Below are 8959 nucleotides of genomic sequence, written 5' to 3'. Positions count from 1 at the left end.
TGCCGGCGTTGCGCAAGGACCGCGACGAGGTCACCGCGTTGCTGGCCGCCGCCGGGCGGCTGTGGACCGTCGGGGTGTCGGTGGACTGGGCGGCGATCCTGCCGCCGGCGGGACACGTCGACCTGCCCACCTACCCGTTCCAGCGGCGGTCCTACTGGCCGGCGCCGTCGACCGCCGCACCGACTCCGCCCGACGCCCCCGGCGAGGCGCGCTTCTGGGCCGCGGTCGACCGCGGCGACGTCGCCCAACTCGCCGGTGACCTGAACGTCACCTCCGACACGCTCGGCTCGGTGCTGCCCGCGCTGGCCGCCTGGCGCCGGGACCAGCGTTGCGCCACACTCGTCGACGGGCTGCGCTACCGGGAGAGCTGGACCCCGCTCAACCTGCCCCCGGCCCGGCTCCCCGGCCGCTGGCTCGCCGTCGTCGCCGCGGGCACGCCGGCCGGATCCGTCCTCGACGCGCTGCGCGGCCAGGGCGCCGACGTTCTGGACGTCGCGGTGTCCACGCCGCACGACCTGACCGAACGCCTCCACGACCTCGACGGCACCGCCCTCGCCGGTGTCGTGCTGCTCACCGGGCTCGCCGAGGACCCGCTGCCGGACCTCACCGCCGTACCGTCCGGGCTGGCCCTGACCGTGACGGGCATCCAGGCGCTCGCGGCGGCCGGGATCGACGCGCCGGTGTGGTGCCTGACCCGGGGCGCGGTCTCGGTCGGACGGTCCGACCCGCTGCGCGCCGACGTGCCGGCCACGGTGTGGGGGCTGGCCCGGGTCGCCGCCATCGAACAACCCGTCACCTGGGGCGGCGTCGTCGACCTGCCGGCCGTGGTGGACGAACGGGCCGGGCAACGTCTCGCGTCGGTCCTCGCCGCGGGCGCTGAGGACCAGGCCGCCGTCCGGACGTCCGGCGTGTTCGGCCGCCGGCTGGTACGCGCCCCCGCCCCGGCCGCCACGCCGGCCCCTCCGGCCGCCACCGGCACCGTCCTGGTGACCGGCGGCACCGGCGCGCTGGGCGCGCACGTCGCCCGCCGGCTCGCCGCCCGCGGCGTACCGCGTCTGCTGCTGCTCTCCCGGCGCGGCCCGGACGCGCCCGGCGCCGCCGAACTGGTCGCGGACCTGGCGGAGCGGGGCAGCGAGGCGACCGTCGTCGCCTGCGACGCCGGCGACCGCGACGCGCTCGCGGCCGTGCTGGCGGCGATCCCCGCCGAGCGGCCACTGACCGGCGTCGTGCACGCCGCCGGCGTGGTCGACGATGCCACCTTCCTGTCGCTCACCGTGGCGCAGCTCGACGCCGCCCTGCGGGCGAAGGCGGTGGCGGCGGTCCACCTCGACGAGCTGACCCGCGACCTGCCGCTGGACATGTTCGTGTTGTTCTCCTCGTTCGCGGGCAGCGTCGGCAACGCCGGCCAGGCCGGTTACGCGGCGGCGAACGCCCGCCTCGACGCGATCGCCGCGCGGCGGCACGCCGCCGGGCTCCCGGCCACGGCCGTCGCCTGGGGCCCCTGGGCCGCCGACGTCCCGGGGCCCCAGGCGACGGCCGCCGGCGCCGCGGGCATGGCCGCCGGGGACGTGGGGGAGCGGCTGCGCCGGGCCGGACTGTCACCGATGCCGGTGCCGACCGCCCTCGACGCGCTCGACACCGCGCTGCGGTGCCAGGACCCCACGATCGTGGTCGCGGACGTCGACTGGACCCGGTTCGCCCCGACCCGGGCGAGCGCGTCGACGCGCTCGCTGGCCGAGCCGCCGGCCGCGACCGCCGGGCCGGCCGACCTCACCACGCTGACCGCCGCCGACCGGCGACGCGCCCTGCTCGACCTGGTCCGGACCCGGACGGCCGCCGTGCTGCGGCACCCGATGCCCGACGCGATCGACACCGGCCGCGCCTTCCACGACATGGGGTTCGACTCGCTGACCGCGATCGAGCTGCGCAACGCGCTCGTCGCCGACACCGGCCTGCGGTTGCCGCTCACGCTCGTCTTCGACCACCCCACTCCGGCCGTGCTGGCCGACCACCTGGCGGCGCTGCTCGGCGGCGGTGCCGACGAGCCGGCCGAGGCCGCCCGGCCGGTCGCGGACGACGACGACCCGGTCGTCGTCAGCGCGATGGCCTGCCGCTTCCCCGGTGGCGTCGGCACCCCGGAAGACCTGTGGGCGCTCGTGCGCGACGGCGTCGACGGACTCACCGAGCCGCCGGCCGACCGGGGCTGGCGACCCGGAGCGGGCTTCGTCGGCGGGTTCCTCGCCGACGCCGCCGACTTCGACGCCGCCCTGTTCGGCGTGTCCCCGCGCGAGGCCCTCGCCATGGACCCGCAGCAACGACTGCTGCTCGAATCGGTCTGGGAGACCTTCGAGCGCGCCGGCATCGACCCGCGATCGGTGCACGGCGCCCGGATCGGCGTGTTCGCCGGCACCAACGGTCAGGACTATCCGGCGGTGCTGGCCGCTGCCGGTGGCGCCGACGTCGAGTCGCACACCGCCACCGGGAACGCCGCCGCCATCCTGTCCGGGCGGGTCTCGTACGCCTTCGGCCTGGAAGGCCCGGCGGTCACCGTGGACACCGCGTGCTCGTCGTCGCTGGTCGCGATGCATTTGGCGGCGCAGGCGATCCGGGCCGGGGAATGCCACGCCGCCCTGGCCGCCGGGGTCACCGTGATGTCCACCCCGGGCGCCTTCGACGAGTTCGACAGGCAGGGCGGCCTCGCCCCGGACGGCCGTTGCAAGGCGTTCGCCGACGCGGCGGACGGCACCGGCTGGGGCGAGGGCGTCGGCGTCCTGCTGCTGGAGCGCCGTTCGGTGGCGCGGGAGCACGGCCGGGAGCCGCTGGCCGTGTTGAGGGGCAGCGCGGTCAATCAGGACGGCGCGTCGAACGGGCTCACCGCCCCGAACGGCCCCGCGCAGCAGCGGGTCATCCGGCAGGCCCTGACGAACGCCGGCCTGACGCCGGCCGACGTGGACGCGGTCGAGGCGCACGGCACCGGGACCCGGCTGGGCGATCCGATCGAGGCCCAGGCGTTGCTGGCGACCTACGGGCAGGACCGGCCGGCGGACCGGCCGTTGTGGCTGGGCTCGGTGAAGTCGAACATCGGGCACACCCAGGCCGCTGCCGGCGTCGCGGGAGTGATCAAGATGGTGCTGGCGATGCGGCACGGCGTGCTGCCGGCCACGCTGCACGTGGACGCGCCGTCCGCCGCGGTCGACTGGTCGGCCGGCGCGGTGCGGGTGCTGACCGAGGCCCGGGGCTGGGCCCGCCCCGGGCGGACCCGCCGGGCCGGGGTGTCCTCGTTCGGGCTCAGCGGCACCAACGCCCACGTGATCCTGGAGGAGGCGACGCCGGCCGCCGCGGCGCCCGCGCCGGCCGGGCCGGCCGGGCCGGTCGCGTGGGCGTTCTCCGCGCGCACCGCCGCCGGCCTGCGCGGCCAGGCGCGGCGACTCGCCGGGTACGCGCCGTCGGCCGATCCGGCCGACGTCGCGCGGGCGCTCGCCGCCACCCGGGCCACCTTGGAGCACCGCGCGGTCGTCGTCGCGGACAAGGCGGAACGCTTCGCCGCCGCCCTCGCCGAACCGGAACCGATGATCTCCGGGGTCGCGTCGCCGGGCGGCCTGGCGTTGCTGTTCACCGGTCAGGGCGCGCAGCGGGTCGGGATGGGTGCGGGTCTGGCGGCGCGGTTTCCGGTGTTCGCCGACGCGTTCGATGCGATCTGTGCCCGCTTCGACCAGGTGTTGGATGTGCCGTTGCGGGAGGCGATCGATTCCGAGGCGGTTCATCGGACGGTCTTTGCGCAGGCGGGGTTGTTCGCGGTCGAGGTGGCGTTGTTCCGGCTGCTGGGGTCGTGGGGCATCAGGCCGGACTTTCTGTTGGGTCATTCGATCGGGGAGGTCGCTGCCGCGCACGTGGCGGGGGTGATGTCGCTGGACGACGCGGTGGCGTTGGTGGCGGCGCGGGGTCGGTTGATGCAGGCGTTGCCGGCGGGTGGGGCGATGCTGGCGATCCAGGCGTCCGAGGCCGACGTGCGCGCGGTGCTGGCGGCGCGGGCGGCCGAGGCGGGGAGCCGGTGGGCCGAGCGGGTGGACGTGGCGGCGGTGAACGGGCCGACGTCGGTGGTGGTCTCCGGCCCGGTGGAGGCGGTCGACGCGCTGGCGGCGCGGTTCGCGAAGGCGACCCGGCTCACCGTCTCGCACGCGTTCCACTCGGCGTTGATGGAGCCGATGCTCGACGAGTTCGCCGCCGCGATCGGGCACCTCGACTTCGCCGCGCCGCGCATCCCGGTGGTGTCGAACCTGACCGGGGAGCCGGTGCCGGAGTTCACTGCCGGCTACTGGGTGCGGCACGTGCGGGAGGCGGTGCGGTTCGACGACGGCATGACGTGGCTCGCGGAGCACGGGGTGACCCGGTGCCTGGAGGTCGGGCCGGCGGGTGTGCTGTCCGCGACGGCCGCGCCGGCACTGACCTACGTGCCGGCGCTGCGCAAGGACCGCGACGAGGCCACGACGCTGCTGGAAGCCGCCGGCCGGCTGTGGACCCTGGGCGCGCCGATCGACTGGACCGCCGTCGTCGGCCGCCCCGAACACCCGCTGGACCTGCCCACGTACGCGTTCGACCGCACCCGCTACTGGCCCCGGACGCCGGCCCACGAGGGCGACGACGACCGGTGCTATGCCGAGGCCTGGATCCCGGTCGCCGAACCCACCGCCCCGCCGGCCGGCACCTGGCTGCTGGTGCTGCCCGACGGCGTCGACTGCGCCGACATCGTCGCCGCCTTCCCCACCGCCCGGACCGTCACCGTCGACGGCACCGCCGGTCGCGCCGACTTCACCGCTCTGCTCACCACGGCCACCGGCACCGGGCCGCTGCGCGTGCTGTCGCTGCTCGGGCTGGACACCACGCCGCACCCGGGCCAGCCGGACGTGCCGGCCGGTCTCGCCGCCACCGTGGCGCTCGCCCAGGCGGTCACCGACCTGCCGGGGCCGGCGAAACTCTGGTGCCTCACCCGCAACGCGGTCGCCACCTGCGCCGCCGACGGGGTGAACGCCGTCCAGGCCCACCTGTGGGGCCTCGGCCGGGTCGCCGCCATGGAACTGCCCCGACACTGGGGCGGTCTCGTCGACGTGCCGCAGCACCTCGACGAGACCGACCGGCGCCGGCTGGCCGCCGCGCTCGACGACGCGGACGAGGACCAACTCGCGCTCCGGCCGGCCGGCATCCTCGCCCGCCGGCTGCGCCCGGTCACCCCGCCGGCCGACGCGGCCGAGCCGACCATCCCGACCGGCACCGTGCTGATCACCGGCGGCACCGGCGCGCTCGGTGCCCACGCCGCCCGCTGGCTCGCCGCCCGGGGCGTACCCCACCTGCTCCTGCTCTCCCGGCGCGGCCCGGACGCGCCCGGCGCCGCCGAACTCGTCCGCGAGCTGACCGCGGCCGGCACCACGGTCACGGTGCGGGCCTGCGACGTGGCGTCGCGCACCGACCTGGCCGCCGCCATCGACGCCATCCCCGCCGAGCACCCCCTCGACGGTGTCGTGCACACCGCCGGGGTGACCGCCGACAGCCCGCTGGAGACACTCACCCTCGACCAACTGGCCGCGGTGCTGCACGCCAAGACCCTCCCGGCGGCACACCTCGACGCCCTCACCGCCGGCCGTCCGCTGCGGATGTTCGTGCTCTACTCCTCGATGGCCGGCGCGGTCGGCAACCCGGGGCAGGCGAACTACGCGGCGGCCAACAGCTACCTCGACGCGCTGGCCGGCGACCGGCGCGCCCGTGGCCTGCCCGCGACCGCGCTGGCCTGGGGACCGTGGGCGGACGGCGGGCTCGCCGCCGGGCCCGCGCTCGCCGGCCGGCACCGCGCCCTCGGCCTGACGCCGCTGGCCGCCGGCCGGGCGATGGCGGCCTTCGGCGCCGCCGTGGTCGGCGACCGCCCGGCGGTCGTCGTGGGCGACGTCGACTGGACCGCGTTCGCGGCGGCCACCGGGCCGGGCCGGGCCAACCGGCTGCTCGCCGAACTCACCGACCTGCCGTCCACCGGCGACAGCGGCCCGGATTCCCCGGCCGAGCGGCTACGCGCCCGCCTCGCCGCCGCCGCCGACCGCGACCGGGTGATCCTCGACCTGGTCCGCGCCGAGACGGCCGCGGTCCTGCGGCACCGCGACCCGGCCCGGATCGACCCGGCGTCGGCCTTCCGGGACCTCGGATTCGACTCGCTGCTCGCTGTCGAACTGCGCAACCGGCTCGGCGCCGCCGCCGGACTCCCGCTCCCGGCGACGCTGGTGTTCGACCATCCCACGCCGGGCGCGCTCGCCGCGTACCTGGCGCCGCAGGTGGCCGGCGAGCCGGAACGCCCCAGCGTGGCGAGCGAGATCGACCGGCTGGAAGCCCTCCTGTTCGGCGTCGCTCCGGACCAGGACGAGCGGGACGGCATCACCGCGCGACTGCGCGGCCTGCTCGACAAGTGGAGTCGTACGAACGTCGGGCCCGAACCCGACGCCGACCTCGACGCCGGGCTGGACCTGGCGACCGCCGACGAGATGCTCGAACTGATCCAGCGTGAGTTCGGCAGCCCCACATGACCACCCACCGGAACCGACACCGCGTACTAGGGGACAGCCATGGCGAATGAACAGAAGCTTCTCGACCATCTGAAGTGGATGACCGGCGAGCTGCGCCAGGCCAACCGGCGCCTCCGCGAGGCCGAGGAGGGTGCCCGCGAGCCGATCGCCATCGTGGCCATGAGCTGCCGGTTCCCCGGCGGGGTGGACAGCCCGGAGGAGCTGTGGCAGCTCGTCGCCGGCGGACACGACGCGCTGGCGCCGTTCCCCGGCGACCGCGGCTGGGACGTCGACGCGCTCTACGACCCGGACACCGGGCGGCACGGCACGTCGTACGTCCGCGACGGCGGTTTCCTGTCCGGGGTCGACCGGTTCGACGCCGGCCTGTTCGGCATCGCGCCCCGCGAGGCCACCGCCATGGACCCCCAGCAGCGCATCCTGCTGGAAACCGCGTGGGAGGCGTTCGAGCGGGCCGGCCTCGATCCGCGTTCGCTGCGGCAGCAACGGATCGGGGTGTTCGCCGGCACCAACGGCCAGGACTACGGCTCGCTGATCGCCGGCGACGACGAGACCACCGAGGGCTACCTGGCCACCGGCACGGCGGCGAGCGTCATCTCCGGCCGCCTCGCCTACGCGTTCGGCCTCGAAGGGCCCGCCGTCACCGTCGACACCGCCTGCTCGTCCGCCCTGGTGGCCCTGCACCTGGCGGTGGAGTCGCTGCGCCGGGGCGAGTGCGCCCTCGCGCTGGCCGGCGGCGTCACGGTGATGAGCACGCCGACCGCGTTCGTCGAGTTCAGCCGGCAGCGCGGGCTCGCCGCCGACGGGCGCTGCAAGCCGTTCGCGGCAGCGGCCGACGGCACCGGCTGGGGCGAGGGCGCCGGACTGTTGCTGCTGGAGCGGCTCTCCGACGCCCGGCGCAACGGGCACCGGGTGCTGGCGGTGGTGCGCGGCACCGCCGTCAACTCCGACGGGGCCTCCAACGGGCTGACCGCGCCGAACGGCCCTTCCCAGCAGCGGGTGATCCGGGAGGCGCTGGCCGGCGCCGGGCTGTCCCCGGCCGAGGTGGACGCGGTCGAGGCGCACGGCACCGGCACGAAGCTGGGTGACCCGATCGAGGCGCAGGCGCTGCTGGCCACGTACGGGCAGGACCGGCCGGAGGACCGGCCGTTGTGGTTGGGCTCGGTGAAGTCGAACATCGGGCACACCCAGGCGGCGGCCGGCGTCGCCGGGATCATCAAGATGGTCATGGCGATGCGGTCCGGGGTGCTGCCGGCGACGCTGCACGTCGACGAGCCGACACCCCAGGTCGACTGGTCGGCCGGCGCGGTCGCGCTGCTGCGCGAGGCGCGCCCGTGGCCGGAGACCGGCCGGCCTCGGCGGGCCGGCGTCTCCTCGTTCGGGATCAGCGGAACGAACGCACACGTGGTGCTGGAGGCCGCCGCACCGGCCGAGGAGGAGCCGGCCGCCGCGCCGTGCGGGCCGACGCCGTTCCTGCTGTCCGCCCGCACCGGGGCGGGCCTGCGGGATCAGGCGACCCGGCTGCGCGCCCTGCTGTCGTCCGGCGTGGCACCGACCCCGGCCGCCCTCGCCTCGGCGCTCGCCACGACGCGGGCGGCGCTCGACAGCCGCGCCGTGGTCGTCGCCGACGGCCTCGACGAGTTGGCGACCGCGCTCGCCGGGCCGGTCGGCGGCGACGTCGTCACGCCGGGCGCGCTGGCGTTCCTGTTCACCGGTCAGGGGGCGCAGCGGGTCGGGATGGGTGTGGGCCTGGCGGCGCGGTTCCCGGTGTTCGCGGGGGTGTTCGACGGGATCGTGGGCCGGTTCGACGGGTTGCGGGAGGCCCTGGGGTCGGAGGCGATCCACCGGACGGTGCACACGCAGGCCGGTTTGTTCGCGGTCGAGGTGGCGTTGTTCCGGTTGCTGGAGTCGTGGGGTGTCATCCCGGACTACCTGTTGGGTCACTCGATCGGTGAGGTCGCCGCCGCGCACGTCGCGGGTGCGCTGTCGCTGGACGACGCGGTCACGCTCGTCGCGGCGCGGGGCCGGTTGATGCAGGCGTTGCCGGCGGGCGGGGCGATGCTCGCGGTGCAGGCGTCCGAGGCCGAGGTGCGGGAGATCATCGCCGGCACGGGGGTGGACGTCGCGGCGGTCAATGCTCCGACGTCGGTCGTGATCTCCGGCCCGGTGCAGGCGATCGAGGAGCTGGCGTCGCGGTTCGCGAAGGCGACCCGGTTGACGGTGTCGCACGCGTTCCACTCGTCGTTGATGGAGCCGATGCTGGCCGAGTTCGCCGCGGCGATCGGGCACGTCGACTTCGCCGCGCCGCGGATCCCGGTGGTGTCGAACCTGACCGGTGAGCCGGTCGAGGAGTTCACCGTCGACTACTGGGTGCGGCACGTGCGGGAGGCGGTGCGCTT

General features: G+C 76.3%; 2 protein-coding genes. Both read left to right on the top strand.

All coding sequences use genetic code 11. The annotated features are described in order from the left end of the window. Positions 1–8: 8 nt before the first annotated feature. Positions 9–6563: an SDR family NAD(P)-dependent oxidoreductase gene (locus tag AB0H28_RS29770; RefSeq protein WP_358047388.1), complete on the top strand. Its 6555-nt coding sequence runs from the start codon at positions 9–11 to the stop codon at positions 6561–6563. 39 nt (positions 6564–6602) lie between these two features. Further along, positions 6603–8959, top strand: a 2357-nt coding sequence (locus AB0H28_RS29765; protein ID WP_358047385.1) for a type I polyketide synthase, incomplete at its 3' end; no start/stop codon positions are given.

Source organism: Micromonospora sp. NPDC050980 (genome assembly GCF_040653835.1).
Taxonomy (GTDB): domain Bacteria; phylum Actinomycetota; class Actinomycetes; order Mycobacteriales; family Micromonosporaceae; genus Micromonospora.
Note: the sequence above shows the minus strand (reverse complement) of the source record. Positions and strands in the feature narration are given on the sequence as shown.